Raw genomic sequence first — 17,002 nt, forward strand, 5'->3', positions numbered from 1 at the left:
AAAACTTTAGAACTTCTCTTCCACTCCCAACCCAAAAAGTGCAAAGTCATATTTGACGGGGTCAGCTGCATCAAATTCCCGTAGTTTTTGGGTCAATTCCAAAGCCGTCAACCAATCTGTTTGCTTTCTGGTAATTATCCCAAGCTTTCTACCAACTCTATCCACGTGCAGGTCACATGGGCAAATCAACTGAGCTGGCGAGATACTTTTCCATAGCCCAAAATCAACTCCCTTATCATCATCACGCACCATCCAGCGTAGATACATATTGATCCGCTTACATGCTGCTTTGCGACTTGGAGTTGCAATATGCTTTCGCGTGCGGTGTGGAGAATCTGGAAGAGAAAAGAAAAACTCCTGGAACTTGATTAAAATAGATTCCATTGAATCTATTTCATGGGTTTGTCCAAGGAGAAAGGCTTCTTCAAGTGAATCATGCTGCCTGTAAAACCAGCTCAGGAAGTGAATAAAGTACAGCGTATCCACATCATTAAAAGTTCTATGTTTGAAGTGTACAAACGGTTTAAGGTCATCTTCCTGATGACTCAGTAGAAAGTCATGTGGAGCATTGTCCATTCTATCAAAAAGCTCAATGCATTTATTAATGATTGTTTTCCGCTGTCCCCAAGCTAAAATTGAAGCAAAAAAACCTGCAATTTCTATGTCTTGTTTTTTTGAAAATCGATGTGGAATCGAAATTGGATCAAGCGTTATAAAGCTTGGACGATTGTAATGCTCTACCTTTTCGTCTAAAAAGTCCTTGATGTTTTGCATCAAAGCGCGACTTTAACTTCTCCGCCCTGAGTACCATCAAACCACTTGAAGCACAATTCATTATCTACTATATCTGAGACGTGCCAGTCAAAGGATTTAATATTCGTAAGTGATCGAAGAGAATCTTCGTCAGGATCATAAAGGCAAATATCGAAATCAGGTAAGTCCTTTGCTTCTGTACTATTCCACTTTTCCAAAATATAACCCTCTTCCAGTACGCGTACTTTATTTCCAAATACAAAATCAGAAAGCACAGAAGGGACACCGTCCTTCCTTCTAAACTTAAATCCAGATGGGCCAAATACTATTTGCTTGATCAATTTTGCTTCGAGTAATTCACCTGAGTATGGCAAGTCCTCCCATTCAGACTCCTTCAGCACTACTTTTTTCCCTTCAGGACGAAGTCTATTGAGAAATCTGGAGAGTAAGGAAAACACATAAGTCACTCCTATAAAAAGCAATCCAAAACTCGCCAGGATCGGGTAAGAAACAATAAAAATAACATTCCAGATGAATCTGAAAATGTGATGAAATATGAGTTGGACTTTATTCATAGCGTATACGCAAAATTAGTAGTGACTTTGCGGAAACCAAAATTCCCTGATAAAACCTAGGGCGTAAACTATAGGTTCAAAATGAAAGAAGACCGTCAGAATTGACGGTCTTCTTTGAGCATTTATTGATTGCAAAGTGGCATTCATTAATCAGATAACATCTGACATTAGCCATTCAACTTAATACATTACTTCTACCGGGAATCTGCCATTTACAGCTTTCAGCTGATCGAAAGCGGCCTGAGAAAGCTTAATCACCAATTTGCTGTTATCTCCTGTTTCTGGAAGAGTTCCGACTACCCGGGCAAAAATCGTTACATCGTTCTCCTCATTCTTCACTCTCATGATAGTACCAACAGGGGCAGTTCTATGAAGGACCAAATATTTCTTATGCCCACCTGTTCCTTCAATCAGTTCAGCTTGACCAGTTTCCTTGATATTTTTAAATCCTCCTGATGTAGATGCATCTGCAGGCTCTACCATCATTTCATCTACGCTGTTCACAACTCTTGGATCTCCAATCACAGGTACTGTAGATTCCTGCATTGCACCACGGCCAACCTTCAAAACCTGACCTTGTTGAAGATTGTTTGAAGTCAAAGCATTCCAGGTTATCAAATCTTCAACTTTAGCGGAATATTGATTTGCGATAGAGAATAGAGTTTCACCGCTCTGAACTGTGTGTGATTTCCAATCTCCTGGAACCATCGGTTTGCTTGTTTCTACTACAGGTTCCGGGGCTGAAGCCTTTGTTGGTTCTGTTTTTGGAGTAGGCTCTGGCTTTGCTTTTACTTTAGGAGTTTCTTCGACTTTCTTTGCAGGCTTTCCTTTCCCTTCATTTTTATTGGATACTACCGGACTACTGGCAACTGCCACTTCCTGAGTAGGTTCTTTTGCCACAGACACCGGCACCGCAGGCTCAATAATGAGGGACTGACCTACACTGAGATCATTTCCTTTCAGTCCATTTTCTTTCATTACACTTTCTACCGATACGCCATATTTTTTTGAGATCGAGAAAAGTGTTTCACCAGGAACTACATTATGAACTACCGAACCAGCAGGAACTTCCGCCATTGAAATAAAAGGTACTTTGATCGTCTGGCCAATTTTCAAGCCTTCCTTTAATGCAGGGTTTGCATTCACAATGTCACTTACGGGAGATTTGTAGCGACGGGATATACCGAAAAGTGTCTCTTTTGGATCTACTTCATGAAGAATATATGATTGATCCCCGATGCGTGTCACTCCCACCGAATCGACAGAAGTTCTCTCGGAAGCCATTGATATTGAAGAAGAAAGTGAGAAAAAAAGAAGAAAGGACCAGAATAATTGTGATCTATTAATCATAGAGATGTACTGAGTTGGGAGTAAACTAATTAGAAATACAAGATTAATTTCCAAAGGCCAAGGGTGCAAGAATTATGCTAGAATCGAAATGGACCATGAGTATCCTTGCATTCCCCGCAAAGATCGAATAATAGTCCAAGAATAGGAATTTAAGCTGGAAAAATACTTTTTCTTATTGCTGCCAAATAAACAAATGAATCAGTTTTTACTCGTATTTCGTATCTTTTATCATTCGTACATGAAATCAAAAATGAAAATCTATTTCAGCTCATTAATTCTTTTCCTCTTATTTTCCTCTCAACTGGTTCTTGCCCAATCGGATAATGGAATTGACAAAAAAGTTTTCACTTTCAAAATCGATAAAGACATTGATCCTGCCATGACTCGTCGAGTAAAATTGGCTTTGGAAAGTGCAGAAAAGCAGGATACTGATCTCATTATTATTGAAATGGATACTTACGGTGGTGCCGTTAATGATGCGGACGAGATCAGAACAATGCTTCTAAATTCTACCATCCCTATTTATGTGTTTATAAATAAAGATGCAGCTTCAGCAGGTGCTCTGATATCTATCGCTACGGACAGCATCTACATGGCTCCAGGTGCGAGCATAGGCGCAGCAACAGTGGTCAATAACACTGATGGAGCTGCAGCACCAGACAAATACCAATCCTACATGCGCTCGATGATGCGAAGTACTGCTGAAGCCAAAGGTCGTGATCCGAAAATTGCAGAGGCAATGGTAGATGAAAAAATCGAGATTGAAGGAATATCAGAAGCTGGCTCAGTCATTACTTTCTCCGTATCAGAGGCAGAGAAATACGGTTTCTGTGAAGGACAATTTGATTCGATCGAGGCAATTCTAGAAGCTCAGAACATGAGTGATTCACAATTGATTGCTTATGAACCGGCGTCCATTGAGCAGATTATAGCATTTTTCTTAAATCCAGCAGTCAGCGGTTTTTTGATTTTAATAATAATAGGAGGATTGTACTTTGAGTTACAAACTCCCGGTATAGGATTTCCTATCCTTGCATCGGTAGTAGCTGTTTTACTCTATTTTATTCCTTATTACTTAAATGGCTTGGCTGAAAACTGGGAGATTTTGGTCTTTTTTATTGGAGTGATATTGCTGGCAGTAGAACTCTTCGTCATCCCTGGATTCGGGATTTTCGGAGTTCTGGGAATTATTGGCATTTTAGCGGGGCTTGTATTGGGAATGATTCCAAACCAGAATTTTGACTTCGAGTTCGTTCCCGCTGGTGATCTCTTTGCCGCCTTACTGACTGTTATTTTGGCCGCCATTGCTTCCGTTGGTCTAGTATTCTGGCTGACACCGAAAGTCAATGAGTGGGGTGCCTTTAAAACCATAACCCTTGCTTCCACCCAGCAAAGAAGCGAAGGATACACTTCTTCATCCTATGCTGACACGTTAAATGGAAAAACTGGCGTAGTTCACTCACGCCTTAGACCAAGTGGAAGAATAGAAATAGACGGGGATATCTTCGACGCTTATTCCCGCGGAGAGTTTATCGATCAAGGGGAAAAAATCATAGTGATATCTACTGAAGGCACTTCTCTGAAAGTAAAAAAGCATGAGGCTTAGTAGAATTTAATAAGTTTGCCCCATGAATTCCTCTCAGACCATATATGACCTGATCGGCAAAGAACAGATCCGCTTGTTGACAAAGTATTTCTATCAGGAAGTCTCCAAAAATGAAGCATTAAAAAAATTGTATCCAGAAAATCTGGAACCTGCCGAGGAGCGGTTATTTCTTTTCTTACAACAAGTATTAGGAGGACCAGAAACCTATTCTGAGCAAAGAGGACATCCAAGACTTCGGATGCGGCATGCTCGTTGGAAAATAGATGCTGTAATGCGAGATCATTGGATGAATGCTATGCTCTTAGCTTTAGATCAGATAGCATTGGATGCAAATGTACGCGAAGCAATGATGAGCTATTTTGTGAAAGCCGCAAATCACATGATTAACCATGCGTAATTTGCTTGCAAGGCTGTATTCCATTTATGCAGCACTAATTTTTATAGTGAGTTTTCTTCTGATATTTCCATTTATCCTGATTTGTATCTGGGTGCCCGGTTGGAAAAAATTTGGCAGAAAAATCAATCGCTACTGGGCAAGAAGCTACTTCCTTTGCATTTTTCTTCCAGTCAAGATCGAAATAGCTAAAAAGATAGATAAAAGCAAACCCTATATCTATCTGGCAAATCACTTTAGCTACCTAGATATCGCTATGATGGGTTTTATTCCCGGAGATGTGCTTTTTGTGGGAAAAGCATCAATCAGAAAAGCCCCACTCTTCGGATATTACTTCAAAAATCTCCACATAGCAGTGGACAGGGAAAGATTGAAAAGTAGGGCTGAAACAATGAAACGAACGGATAATGCACTGGAATCTGGCAGTAGTGTAATTATTTTTCCGGAAGGAGGGATTTTCACTAAGAATCCTCCTGAGATGATTCCTTTCAAAAATGGAGCATTCCGGATGTCCTATGACAAACAAATCCCCATCATACCTGTCACTTTATCCTATAATCACCTAATTTTGCCAGACGACGGGAAGCTTTTGCTTTATTGGAGGCGTGCTAAAATGGTGCTTCACGATCCTCTACTCCCTGCGCAATATGCTTCCGAAAATAGCTTAAAAGAAAAATGCTTTGAAGTGATTCAGCGTCAACTTGACTTAGATAATTCGAACTCATCAAGTGGAGCATGACAAAAGGTATCTCATAAAAGTAATAATAAGAGATTTCTTCTGAGAGGGATAATTAGTGAAACAAAAAAATTAAGACATGAAAATAGATACTAACTCAATCAAGAAAATCGCTCACTTGGCCCGATTGGAATTTGACGAAAGCAGTGCGGAGAAAATGTCAAAAGACATGAGTCAGATTTTGGACTGGGTGGAAAAATTGAATGAAATTGATACCGAAAATGTGGCGCCATTGACTACGATGTCTTCAGAAGTAAATGATATGCGGGAAGATAAAATCGGGCACCAATTAGATCATGAGGCTGGTTTAAAAAATGCGCCTAAAAGAGACTCAGAATACTTCCGCGTACCGAAAGTAATGGAATAGATTTTTGAATAACGCATTGAAATACTCAACCCTAATTAAAATTATAGCCCTCCTATTCATTGTTTCGGGAGGGCTTTTTTCCCTTTATTACTTAATTTTTGACCCACGGCCTTACGTCAATATTCAGGCTGGATCATTTCTCGATACCATCGCAATTCCATTTGACTGGGTACAGATTGGTCCTATTTCTTTTCCAATCAAAGTCGACAATTACCTGGTCTTTCAAGAATTCAAGACTTTGGCCCCTAAATTTTATCAGACAGAATCTTATGTCTATGCGATCCTAGTATGGCTTGGAGTTGTCACAGTGTTGACCTTAATAACTGAATTTAAAAAAACCTTTTTCATAGTTGGGGGAATAGGTTGGATCGTTCTGCTAACTTTTAGCAATTTCAATGGGCTCAATATAGGAGGACAAAGCGCTAATTATCCTTTGATAATTCTTCTTGCCGGCACATTGATTCCTTTGATTTACTTCCACCTCTGGGGCCAAAAAATACATCTGGCAATAAAATGGGTAGGGATTTTCACAGGAACCTTTGCTGCACTCGCTATTCTTTTGACACAAAGTCCCATAGCAAGTCCAGATATATACCTTGCTGAGCACACCTTGACAATTGGTTTTGGGCTAGCAATAAGCTGGGTATTTTGGAATGGACACGGAGTTCTTTCGGGAATTTACATTTTGCTCGCCAGAGCAAACCGTAATCTCAATCTGAATGTCAGGGTGCAAATCATTCTGGTAGCAATCATCTACCTATCAACCCTCTTCTTTATCCTGATGGATTTGCAGGGAGACTTGAATTTCCCTTTTCCAGTCTTTTCGGCTCTTTTCCTACTCATCCCAATCGGGATTTTCGGCAGGATTTCTATTGGAGAAAAATTAGAGCAAAGTGACGAGTTAGTCTCCACTCCCATCGTTATCAAGACCCTGCATTTGATTGGCTTTGGCCTTGCTTTATGGCTAGTCTGGAAAATGAAATTGTCAGGAAATCAACCTGCTGAGGAACTGTTCAAGCACCTGCTTATTTATTCCCAACTTGGGTTCTCCCTGTTTTTCTTCATCTACCTCATGGCAAATTTTATGTCTGTCATGAATTCGGGAAAGGCAATTGAGAAAGTGGTATTTAAACCCTATTCTCTTGTTTATTATCACGTTAGGATTGGTGGCTTGATAATTATTCTGGTTTTGACCACCTACACCGGAGGTATTATTGGAGTGCAGGCAAATGCCATGACAAGTAATATTTTGGCAGAATATTATTATAAAATTGGTAAAAAACTGGAAGCAAGCATTCTATACGAAAATGCATGGATGCGCTATCGCAAAAACCCAAAGGCCAAGTTTACAGCTGCACAATTGCTGATAGATCTTAAACAACCTACTTTGGCAAAAAGTCATCTGGAAGAAAGCTTTACTGAAGTCCCACAGGTTGACAATATCCTATTGCTGGCAGATCGTTTACACCAAGAGAACAAAGTGTTTGAAGCAATATATTACCTCGAAAATGGACTTTCAATTTTCCCGGATGAACCGCACCTGTTAAATAACCTGGGCCTGTTTTATACCAAAGTCAATAAGTCTGCTGAAGCCTTAAAATTGATGGATAGCATAGAAAGTACTGATCCGGTTTTGCAGGCTAACTTAACAGCTTTAAAGACTAAGCTTGGAAAACCCGAAGTAAATTCAGACGGATCTTCTGATTTGATTTCTCAGGTCAATGAGCTCGCGGCGTCTAATGCCTTGGCTAATATTCCTGATCCAGCACTTCTTTCTTCCATCAGGGAACGCCTCAAATCCGAATCCTCTCCTATGCTTATCAATGCCGGATGGAGAAATATACTATCAGAGATCAATACAAACGATCCCAGCGCAGATTTAGATTTTTTGGATAGTCTTGGTCAGAAGTCGGAAATGACAGAATACATTATGTCAATTCAGGAGACTGCAGTAATAAGAAGTTTAGCAGCTGGAAGAATAATTGAAGCAGTGAAAAATCTTAACGGGTTAGCATTCCGAAACCCTAATGATGCTGCCTATTACCTTCAGCTTTCCGGAAGTATTTTAGCAAAAAATCTGGATTTTCAAAAAGCTGCAAATGAATTTATAGCAGCCGAAGAGAAAGGATTTCAAGGTTTCACTACCCATCACTGGAGTATTTTTGGATTAGCAGGCATGCCGGATAAAGCGGTAGATATCCAAGAAAACTACCAATTCTCTTTGCCTGCGTACATTTCGAATGAGGATACTACAATTCGGGAGTATTTTAAAATCATCAGCAATTTTCACCAAAAATCCCCTCAAAACTTATTGTCACAGTGGCGAACACTACCGGAAAGTGAATTGAAAACGGACATAGCAATCAGGCTAGTTGCCTACAAGTCTCATGGCCTAATCCAATCGAATTTACAAGAATTGGAAAAATTTATAACTGAAAAAATTGGTCCGCAGGAACAACTTAGTGCATTCGTAAACGACCCTGATGTCACAAATTCAGAATCAGTTAATCACTTCGTTTCCTGGATCAAAGCGAATAATGATCTCACTGCAAATCCATACCTTAGTCCATTGATAATTAGCGCAGTAGCTGCTAATTCGGATCCTTTGGCGCAATATGAAATACTAAATGCAGCTACTGAATTCAATCAGGATCCAATCCTCTGGCTAAGAAAAATCAAGGCGGCAAGGGAAAGTGGTCTTGATACCTATGCGAATGAATCTTTGGAGATTCTAAAACAATGGCTGAGTGAAGATGAACTTCTAACGCTTCAGAACTTGAACTATTGATTCCTATTAACGTTTTTTGTGTAGGCGGAATTGACCCAAACCATTAACTTTATCAAAACCCCTAGCCATGACGAAAATTATAGAAACCCACGAAATCAACAAAACCTACAGAATGGGCTCAGAAGTAATTCAAGCGCTAAAATCTGTTTCCATATCTGTGGACAAGGGCGAATATGTAGCTTTCATGGGACCTTCTGGTTCGGGTAAGTCAACCTTGATGAATATCATAGGTTGTTTGGACACACCTACTTCAGGTACTTATGTACTGAACAATAAGGATGTGTCAGATATGACAGAGAATGAATTGGCCGAAATCAGAAATAAGGAAATTGGATTTGTTTTTCAGACATTCAATCTTCTTCCTAGAGCAAGTTGCTTAGAAAATGTAGCTCTTCCGCTAGTGTATGCAGGTATGACCAAATCTGATCGGGAAGAAATCGCTTTTCAGGCACTGAGCAATGTGGGATTGGGAGAGCGGACCAAGCACCGTCCAAACGAGCTTTCAGGTGGTCAGCGCCAACGTGTGGCTATAGCCAGAGCTTTGGTGAATACGCCAAGCATCATTCTTGCCGATGAACCTACGGGTAACTTGGACTCTAAAACTTCCTACGATATCATGGAGCTTTTTCATGAGTTACATTCCAAAGGCAATACCATTATCATGGTTACTCACGAAGATGACATCGCCCATTATGCCCACAGAATCGTAAGATTACGAGATGGTTTGGTGGAAACGGATACTATAAATCCGAATCCTACCCGTGGAATTGCAATGCACGCATAATCACACCTTATTATTACAAATAGATTGTTATTTTTGTCCTAAGAGAATCAGGGCAAGGAGATGAAAATCTATACAAAAACAGGAGATGAGGGATTAACATCACTTTTGGGAGGCACACGCGTTCCAAAATTTGATGTAAGAATCGATGCCTATGGCACCGTGGATGAGCTTAATTCCTATATAGGTATGCTTCGTGATCAGGAAGTCAACTGGATGAGGGCAGAAATTCTCAAAGAAATTCAGGATAGACTTTTCACTATTGGAGCAGACTTGGCCACAGATCCCTCCAAACAAAATGTGAAAAAGCCGGATTTATTGGAATCCGACATTGAGATGCTTGAAAAGCAAATCGATGAAATGGAAAAGCCCCTAGCCCCACTCACCTCTTTCATTCTTCCAGGAGGTCACCCATCCATATCTTTTGGCCATCTTGCAAGGACTGTGTGCCGGAGATGTGAAAGAATAGTCACTGAGCTCGCAGCGATGGAGGAAGTATCCGAATTAGTGATTCAATATCTAAACAGGCTTTCGGACTATCTTTTTGTATTATGCAGAAAAATGGCCCAAGAACTCAACGTAAATGAAGTAATCTGGAATCCCAGAAATAAATAATTAGCTACCTGGCTCAGCCAGACTAACGGCAAAACCAATGAAGACACAACTTGCCCTACCGGTAACTAAAGTTCAGAACTCTAGAATACCTGAAACAGACTTTTCCAACCTAGTATTTGGACGCACGATCAGTGATCATATGTTTGTGGCTGATTACAAAGACGGTGAATGGACTGACCTTAGAATTGAGCCGTATGGGCCGCTGAGCATAAATCCTGCTAACGCAACTCTTCACTACGGACAATCAATTTTTGAAGGCATGAAGGCCTACAGAAATGAGGATGGAAAGATTTTGGTATTTCGCGCTGATGCAAATTGGAGACGACTTAATGAATCCGCTGAGCGCATGTGTATGCCTGAGCTTCCCGAAGAAATTTTCATGGAAGGACTAACTCAACTGATTGACTTGGACAGAGATTGGGTTCCCACTGCAAAAGGAGCTTCACTTTACGTGAGACCTTACATGTTTGCCATGGATGATTACATAGGAGTAAGACCTTCAGATACCTACAAATTCATCATTCTTACCTGCCCGGTGGGAAATTATTACAATAAGCCAGTAAGCGTAAAAGTAGAAACTACGTTCACCCGGGCCACTGAAGGTGGAACAGGTGCAGCGAAGACAGCTGGCAACTATGCTGCTTCTCTCTACCCGGCGCGTCAAGCTCAAAAGGCAGGCTACGATCAGCTACTATGGACTGACGGAAGAAGCCATAGCAAAATAGAAGAAAGTGGTACAATGAATGTAATGTTCAAAATCAATGGAACATTAATCACTGCACCAACTAATACTGGAACTATACTTAAAGGCATCACCAGAGATTCAGTTATCCAACTGGCAAAAGATTGGAATGAGCCTTTAGAAGAAAGATTCCTGACTGTAGGTGAATTGGAAACTGCTTTATTAGATGGAACCTTAGAAGAAGCATTTGGGACAGGTACGGCAGCTACAATCGCTCATGTAGAGCGAATCAATGTAAACGGGAAAGATTTTACACTTCCTTCTAAACCTGCAGATGCATTTTCCCACAGAGTTTTGGCAGAGCTAGACGGTATCAAATATGGTCAAGTAGCTGATTCTCATGACTGGATCATATCTATCTAATGACCGAACTTCTTATTAGCATAAAGGCTGCCTACTTTAGTAGACAGCCTTTTTTCATTCTGAATGAACAGGATTCTGAACCCTAAGAATTTTAAGTTTTTTCAATCCTCCGGGAAGAGTCCATTCTATCTCCATTCCTTCCTGAAAACCTATTAAGGCTACTCCCAAAGGTGTAAAAAGAGAAAGTCGCTTTTCAGCAAGATTAGCGGTTTTAGGTAAGGTCAGTTGAAATTTCAAAAGTTGGCCTGAGCCCACGTCCTGAACTTCGAAATGGGAATTGATCCGGATTACCTGAGGTTCGATTTTAGAATCAGTCACTTTCCTGGCTTTTTCTATTTCCCTTGCCAGCAAAGAAATCTCCTTAGTGATCATAGGTGACGGAGTATTAAGAATTAACTCTTTTATAATTGAATAGTCCGTTTTGGTTAGTATAGGCTTCATTTTGTTGAAAATTAATAGTGGACCCAAGTCATAATGCTTGGAATAGAAGGATAAGAATCTTGAAAATTGCCCTCCTTACGTAATATTGGAAATCACCGAGGGCTAAGAAATAAAGTCTTTGTTCTTTTGGCAAAACACACAAATGTCCGGTCTGCCAGCATAAGCTGGAGCAAAAAGACGGAGGGATTTATGTGATAGCTGAGATTTCAAGGGAAGCTATTTAAAAAAATAGCGACCATTCTGACTGATCGCTACCTGAATACAAATACTCTTACGACAGTTCCGGGATAAGGTTAATCTATACTCTGCAACTCCGAATCATTTTCTGTAGGAATTTTTACTAGTCAAGCCTATAGATCTGAATTGTGTTTCAATCCCATTAATTTATCTGAGAATTTTCTCCTGCTGTTTCTATTTCAAAATCCGAACAGAACTTGTAGTTGTCTCGAAGGATGTACCGTCGACAAACTTTAGCTTAATTATAAAGCTTTGCAATTCTCCTCCTTCGGCGGGAGATTCTAACAATTTCAATCTGAAATCAGTGAAATTATAATTTTGCCTATAAATCGACATAAATTCTTCTACACTAAGTATTTTATCTGATACTTCAACCTCAAATAAACTTGTGGCTGAATCTCCAATTGGGATCTCATTGGAATAATTGGAATTACTGATTATGTCCAACTCCAATATCCCATTTTTAGATCCTGCATATCCAATAACATGGCATTCCTGTGCGAGCAAAGATCCATTTGGAGAGTAGTTGCCCTGTGTAATCCCTTTTGTTTCTAGCCAGATTTAATAGCTTATATCTTCCCAAACCATGGGATTTGAAGTGCTGATTGGCTGTCGGGATCTGTTATTCAGAATCAAACTGCTTATTCCGCTGACATAAAAATATGGGATGCTTTCGGGGCACTGATCCTCACTGCAGGATAATACAACGGATGAAAAGATAAATAAGACCAGTAAACCTATACTTTTAAAATTCATACCTCAAAAGTGTTATTTTCACCTATTGAAAACAAAGATAGGCTGTTCAACTAAGTCACTATAAAACAATGTTTGCTTTATATTTTTCGAAAACAAAAATTCAAAAATTGAGTAAGTTTCTAATTTTAACTCTTTTTTCCCTCCTGCTTTTTTTCAGTGCTAATCATGCATTTGCTCAGTCAACCGACTTTTTACTTTTGAAGCGTGGAACCAAACAAAAGTCTCAGATCCGATATTATCCAGGGGAAGAAATCACCTATAAAAGCACAAAAATAAACTATTTTGTCACGGATGTGATCCAAAGCATAGATCAGAATTTCATCTATCTAAGTGAAAATATTCTCTCGCCAGAATCAATCACCGAAATAGATATCCGGTATAAAGATCGCCGGAATGGCACGCTGAGAGCTTTGAATGTATTAACTCTTGGGGCTGGAATAATCTTACTAGGAGCCGAATCAATAAACAGCATTTATCACGGCAATGAATTCTCCATTGACAGTGGTGTAGGACTTACCTCTGGGATTTTATTGGGAACTGGCCTTGCGATGCTGCCTTTACGTTATAAAACCTTTAAAAATACTGGTCGAAATAAGATTCAGTTGATCCAAATGAGAATGGATTAATCGAAGTTTATTGGTATAAGCAGATATTTTTTCGGACTTTTGCACCCTAAATTTTAACCTAGACAGATGACTTCAGAACAACTGAAAGACTTGAAAGCCCGCACATCGGCTTTGAGGAGGTATCTTTGACTACGATCGTAAGATTGCCGAAATAGAAGACCTAGAGGCCATATCGGCCCAGCCTGACTTTTGGAACAACCCAGAAGAGGCAGAAAAAAGCATGAAGCAGATTCAGGCCCGAAAAGCTTGGACCGGTTCATTTGAATCCCTCAATAAAACCATCGAAGATCTCGACGTTTTATTTGAATTCTACAGCGCAGACGAAGTTTCTGAAGAAGAAATGAAAGCTGAGTACGTTAAAGCTGAGGCTGCCGTACAGGAGTTGGAACTCAAGAAAATGCTCTCTTCGGAGGAGGATCAGCTCAACGCCGTATTGGAAATCAACCCGGGAGCCGGAGGAACAGAAAGTAATGACTGGGCCTCTATCCTTATGAGAATGTACATAATGTGGGGTGAGAAAAATGGCTACAAAGTGAAGGAAGTGGATATGCAACCTGGTGAAGTAGCCGGGATCAAATCCTGTACGTTGGAATTTGAAGGTCCGCTGGCTTATGGATTTTTGAAATCTGAAACTGGTGTTCACCGATTGGTCCGAATCTCTCCATTTGACTCAGGAGGAAGAAGACATACCTCTTTTGCCTCGGTGTATGCCTATCCGGAAGTGGATGATTCTATAGAAATCGAGATCAATCCTGCAGATGTGGAATTGCACACCTCTAGATCAGGTGGTGCCGGTGGACAAAACGTGAACAAGGTAGAAACCAAAGTTCAGTTGACCCACAAGCCAACGGGAATCGTGGTAGTATGTCAGATCGAGCGTTCTCAACTTGCCAACCGGGAGAAAGCAATGCAAATGCTAAAATCCCGCTTGTTCCAGCTGGAATTGGAGAAGAGAAATGCGGAAATCGCAAAGATCGAATCTTCCAAGATGCGGGTAGATTTTGGATCACAAATCCGAAACTATGTGCTTCATCCCTACAAGCTGGTGAAGGACAACCGTACCGGACATGAAACCTCAGATACACAACATGTGCTGGACGGGGGATTAAATGAGTTTATGAAAGCCTTCCTACTCGCACAGAGTGAAGAGCAGGCGAGTAAAGAGTAATATTTAGGCCAGGCGTTAATCCTGGCCTTTTTTCTATTACAGATTTTATGAAAACACGTTCATCATTTTTTACCCTGGACTTCTCCTTACTCTGCCTGAGCTCATTTCTGTTTTTCTCATCCTTCAATATGATTATTCCGGAGCTACCAGCTTATTTGACTTCGCTTGGGGGGGAAGATTACAAGGGATTGATCATTGCTTTATTTACCTTGACAGCGGGTATTTCCAGACCTTTTAGTGGAAAGCTTGCCGACAATATTGGCAGGATACCCGTTATGATGATTGGCGCTTCTGTATGCTTTCTGGTAGGCATATTATATCCCCTACTCAGCTTTGTAAGTGGATTTCTTTTTCTTCGACTGGTTCATGGTTTCTCCACAGGTTTCACCCCCACGGGAGAATCAGCGTACATCGCAGACATAGTTCCCTACCAAAAGCGAGGTGAAGCAATGGGTATGTTTTCCCTCTTTGGATCTATGGGAATGGCCGCTGGCCCAGCTATTGGCGGATGGCTAGCGACGCTATTCACGATCGACACGGTTTTCTATGTATCCGCTTCCGTAGCCATATTGTCTATCCTGATTTTATTTAGGCTAAAAGAAACCCTCCCTCCAAAAAAGCCAATTTCATGGAGGTTGCTTCAGTTGAAAAGAGACGAAATCATAGAAACACGCGTGTTGGTTCCTTCTGGAATACTATTCCTTTGCTGCTTTTCCTTCGGGGTTATACTCACTATTATACCGGATTTTTCGGCTCACTTGGGTATAGAAAACAAAGGACTTTTCTTTGGAGTATTTACGCTGTCTTCATTAGGAATCCGATTATTGGCAGGCAAAACCTCAGATAGATATGGCCGTGTTCCCGTAATGCGTGCAGCAAGTGCCACACTGGTTTGTGCTATGGTATTGATTGCTTATGCTGAGAGCAGATTTGCTTTGATGGGTTCTGCCGTGTTGTTCGGATGTGCGGTAGGAATGTACAGTCCAACTACTGCAGCCTGGGTGGTAGATCTTTCGCTGGACAAATTCCGGGGAAGGGCGCTAGCCACCATGTATATCGCTTTGGAGGCCGGTATTGGAATTGGCGCACTTACTTCGGGATTTCTTTTTGCAAATAGCGCAGACAACTTCCGCTTGGTATTTCTAACCAGTGCAGGAATTGCAGGATTGGCCTTTATTGCTTTGCTTTTTGCGAAAACAAATCGGAGGATGGCACTGGAATAATCTGTTCCAAAAGATTTCCTCAGATTATTAAAGTTTTGAAAGCGCAGATTCTGTCTGATAATCGGAGGTTATCTTAAGATCAGCGTTAATCTGCGGCTTTATCAGTTGGACGTTCCAAAAGGAATTTAATTTCCCAAGTGCTTATTTATCCGCGGAATGGATAAAATCTCTTTTTGTCTGCCATTATAATACGTGACTTTTTGACCATCAAAAAAAGCTCCTTCTTCCAGCATTATCCTCACGTCCTTATTCCATTCGGGCACAAAAACCACAGCATTCAGTTCAATCGCATAACCGGTATTTGCATGAAGAGGAAAATCACCTGCTCCAGGAGTGTCTCCCTGATTGTCCCACATCCCGATAGTAGGTCCGGCAGAATGACCATAGTAACCCAATGGATGAGTGTAGATGCTTCCACGAATTCCTTCCGAGTCCAGTACTTTTCGGGAAGCACGAAGAATTTCATTGCCCGTCTTACCAGCTACATAATTGGAAGTCAAAATATCCTGAACTCTATTTCCCTGCGCAAAAGCCTTACTTAAATATTCCGGCACTTCAGTTTCACCAGCTTTCAGCACATAAGCCATTTCCTGGGTATCGGTATTTAATCTGAGATAAGTAATTCCAAAATCCACATGCAGTAAATCGCCAGGCATGATCACTGATTCTGGAGACTTGGTAGCGAAGTTTCTATTCTGTTCAGTATTTGCAGGATCTGCACGCTGAATGTCCACAGAAGGGTGGAACCAAGTATCTAGCTTCATTTCCTTGATTTTCTCCCTGTACCACCAAACCAAATCTTCGGTGGTCGTCACACCGGGGGTGATTACAGCCTCAGAAAACCCTTCACTTACAATGGAATGGGCAATTTCCTGAATGTGCTTGTAAGTAGCCATTTCAGGCTCAGTTCTAGTTTCCAGCCAACGAACGGCCAGTGTTTGGGCAGAGACTACATTTTGCTGAAGATTTTTAGGCAAATATTCCAAAAACACCTGATGCTCATTAGTAGTCAAGCCATCCGCATGGCCATAATCCTTTGCGTAATTCAGTCCTATTTTTTTTGGGTTTTTGGATGAAATCAAATCCATCAAGGCTTTCCACTGATCAGGCTGTGTTTCCAGATCCCAGGCTCTTTTGAAAGATTTTCCTACATCATATCGAGCTACTGCATAAGTTTCTACTGGCGCACTTGCCGAAGGTTGATACATTACTAAGATCGTCCTTCTACGCGCTGCATGCCAAGTGGCAGGAAGCATAGTGCGGATCACCGGATCCTCATTGTATTCCCTGGAGATCACCACCCACATATCTATTCCCGTTTCGGTCATTAGTTCCGGGAGAAGATTTTCAATACGGTATTCTAACCAGCGGTCTATTACCTCAGCTTGATCGCGCTGGGTCAGCACAGCCAGGTTTTGTGCGAAAGCACAATTAGATAGTGTAACTAAAGAAAATGCAAAGAGTAGGTTTTTGATCATATT

Annotated in this window: 17 protein-coding genes; 11 read left to right on the top strand and 6 right to left on the bottom strand. The window is 40.8% G+C overall.

From position 1 onward, the window contains the following. Nucleotides 1–6: 6 nt before the first annotated feature. The 3 genes from AACZ73_RS15890 to AACZ73_RS15900 form a co-directional block, all read right to left on the bottom strand. Nucleotides 7–774: a TIGR02757 family protein gene (locus AACZ73_RS15890; protein WP_339879337.1), complete on the bottom strand. Its 768-nt coding sequence runs from the start codon at nt 772–774 to the stop codon at nt 7–9. Beyond that, nucleotides 774–1,328 carry a hypothetical protein gene (locus AACZ73_RS15895; protein WP_339879339.1) on the bottom strand — a complete coding sequence of 185 codons (555 nt, stop codon included), beginning with the start codon at nt 1,326–1,328 and terminating at the stop codon, nt 774–776. The genes AACZ73_RS15890 and AACZ73_RS15895 overlap by 1 nt, the downstream gene beginning before the upstream one ends. A 180-nt stretch (nt 1,329–1,508) precedes the next feature. Further along, a complete protein-coding gene (locus AACZ73_RS15900; RefSeq protein WP_339879341.1) occupies nt 1,509–2,612 on the bottom strand; it encodes a LysM peptidoglycan-binding domain-containing protein in 1,104 nt (367 codons plus the stop codon). 304 nt (nt 2,613–2,916) lie between these two features. On the opposite strand from AACZ73_RS15900, the gene AACZ73_RS15905 reads away from it, so the two are divergent. The 8 genes from AACZ73_RS15905 (at nt 2,917) to AACZ73_RS15940 (ending at nt 11,070) form a co-directional block, all read left to right on the top strand. Next, nucleotides 2,917–4,284 carry an NfeD family protein gene (locus AACZ73_RS15905; RefSeq protein WP_339879342.1) on the top strand — a complete coding sequence of 456 codons (1,368 nt, stop codon included), beginning with the start codon at nt 2,917–2,919 and terminating at the stop codon, nt 4,282–4,284. Nucleotides 4,285–4,306: 22 nt separating this feature from the next. Next, the gene (locus tag AACZ73_RS15910; RefSeq protein ID WP_339879344.1) at nt 4,307–4,681 is read left to right on the top strand and encodes a cyanoglobin; all 375 of its coding nucleotides are present in this window, start codon (nt 4,307–4,309) and stop codon (nt 4,679–4,681) included. Next, entirely contained in the window at nt 4,674–5,417 is a 744-nt protein-coding gene (locus AACZ73_RS15915) for a lysophospholipid acyltransferase family protein (protein ID WP_339879346.1), read from the top strand. Before AACZ73_RS15910 ends, AACZ73_RS15915 begins: the two co-directional genes overlap by 8 nt. A 76-nt stretch (nt 5,418–5,493) precedes the next feature. After that, nucleotides 5,494–5,781 (top strand): Asp-tRNA(Asn)/Glu-tRNA(Gln) amidotransferase subunit GatC, encoded by a 288-nt coding sequence (gene gatC, locus AACZ73_RS15920; RefSeq protein WP_339879348.1) that lies wholly within the window; start codon nt 5,494–5,496, stop codon nt 5,779–5,781. 16 nt (nt 5,782–5,797) lie between these two features. Further along, nucleotides 5,798–8,569 carry a hypothetical protein gene (locus AACZ73_RS15925; protein WP_339879350.1) on the top strand — a complete coding sequence of 924 codons (2,772 nt, stop codon included), beginning with the start codon at nt 5,798–5,800 and terminating at the stop codon, nt 8,567–8,569. Nucleotides 8,570–8,636: 67 nt separating this feature from the next. Further along, nucleotides 8,637–9,353, top strand: a complete 717-nt coding sequence (locus AACZ73_RS15930; RefSeq protein ID WP_339879352.1) for an ABC transporter ATP-binding protein — start codon at nt 8,637–8,639, stop codon at nt 9,351–9,353. A gap of 60 nt (nt 9,354–9,413) precedes the next feature. Further along, the gene (locus AACZ73_RS15935) at nt 9,414–9,965 is read left to right on the top strand and encodes a cob(I)yrinic acid a,c-diamide adenosyltransferase (RefSeq protein WP_339879354.1); all 552 of its coding nucleotides are present in this window, start codon (nt 9,414–9,416) and stop codon (nt 9,963–9,965) included. Between the two features lie 37 nt (nt 9,966–10,002). Beyond that, nucleotides 10,003–11,070, top strand: coding sequence for a branched-chain amino acid aminotransferase (locus tag AACZ73_RS15940; RefSeq protein WP_339879356.1), 1,068 nt, complete (start codon nt 10,003–10,005; stop codon nt 11,068–11,070). Between the two features lie 54 nt (nt 11,071–11,124). On the opposite strand, the gene AACZ73_RS15945 is transcribed toward AACZ73_RS15940, so the two are convergent. Together AACZ73_RS15945 and AACZ73_RS15950 are read right to left on the bottom strand one after the other, a co-directional pair. Then, nucleotides 11,125–11,511 carry a GreA/GreB family elongation factor gene (locus AACZ73_RS15945; RefSeq protein WP_339879358.1) on the bottom strand — a complete coding sequence of 129 codons (387 nt, stop codon included), beginning with the start codon at nt 11,509–11,511 and terminating at the stop codon, nt 11,125–11,127. 411 nt (nt 11,512–11,922) lie between these two features. After that, complete coding sequence (locus AACZ73_RS15950; protein WP_339879360.1) at nt 11,923–12,255, bottom strand: hypothetical protein; 333 nt, start codon at nt 12,253–12,255, stop codon at nt 11,923–11,925. Nucleotides 12,256–12,611: 356 nt separating this feature from the next. Between AACZ73_RS15950 and AACZ73_RS15955 the strand changes: the two genes are divergently transcribed. The 3 genes from AACZ73_RS15955 (at nt 12,612) to AACZ73_RS15965 (ending at nt 15,521) form a co-directional block, all read left to right on the top strand. Next, entirely contained in the window at nt 12,612–13,130 is a 519-nt protein-coding gene (locus tag AACZ73_RS15955; protein ID WP_339879361.1) for a hypothetical protein, read from the top strand. Nucleotides 13,131–13,196: 66 nt separating this feature from the next. Then, nucleotides 13,197–14,298, top strand: a protein-coding gene (prfB, locus tag AACZ73_RS15960; RefSeq protein WP_339879363.1) for a peptide chain release factor 2 whose coding sequence is annotated in 2 segments (ribosomal slippage) — nt 13,197–13,256 and nt 13,258–14,298 — 1,101 coding nt in all. Because the reading frame shifts where the segments join, the coding sequence is not laid out codon by codon here. 47 nt (nt 14,299–14,345) lie between these two features. Beyond that, nucleotides 14,346–15,521, top strand: coding sequence for an MFS transporter (locus AACZ73_RS15965; RefSeq protein ID WP_339879364.1), 1,176 nt, complete (start codon nt 14,346–14,348; stop codon nt 15,519–15,521). A gap of 125 nt (nt 15,522–15,646) precedes the next feature. Here the strand turns inward: AACZ73_RS15965 and AACZ73_RS15970 are convergent, their stop codons facing one another. Continuing rightward, complete coding sequence (locus tag AACZ73_RS15970; protein WP_339879366.1) at nt 15,647–16,999, bottom strand: M24 family metallopeptidase; 1,353 nt, start codon at nt 16,997–16,999, stop codon at nt 15,647–15,649. Nucleotides 17,000–17,002: the final 3 nt, after the last annotated feature.

This window comes from uncultured Algoriphagus sp. (assembly GCF_963974835.1).
Lineage (GTDB): Bacteria > Bacteroidota > Bacteroidia > Cytophagales > Cyclobacteriaceae > Algoriphagus.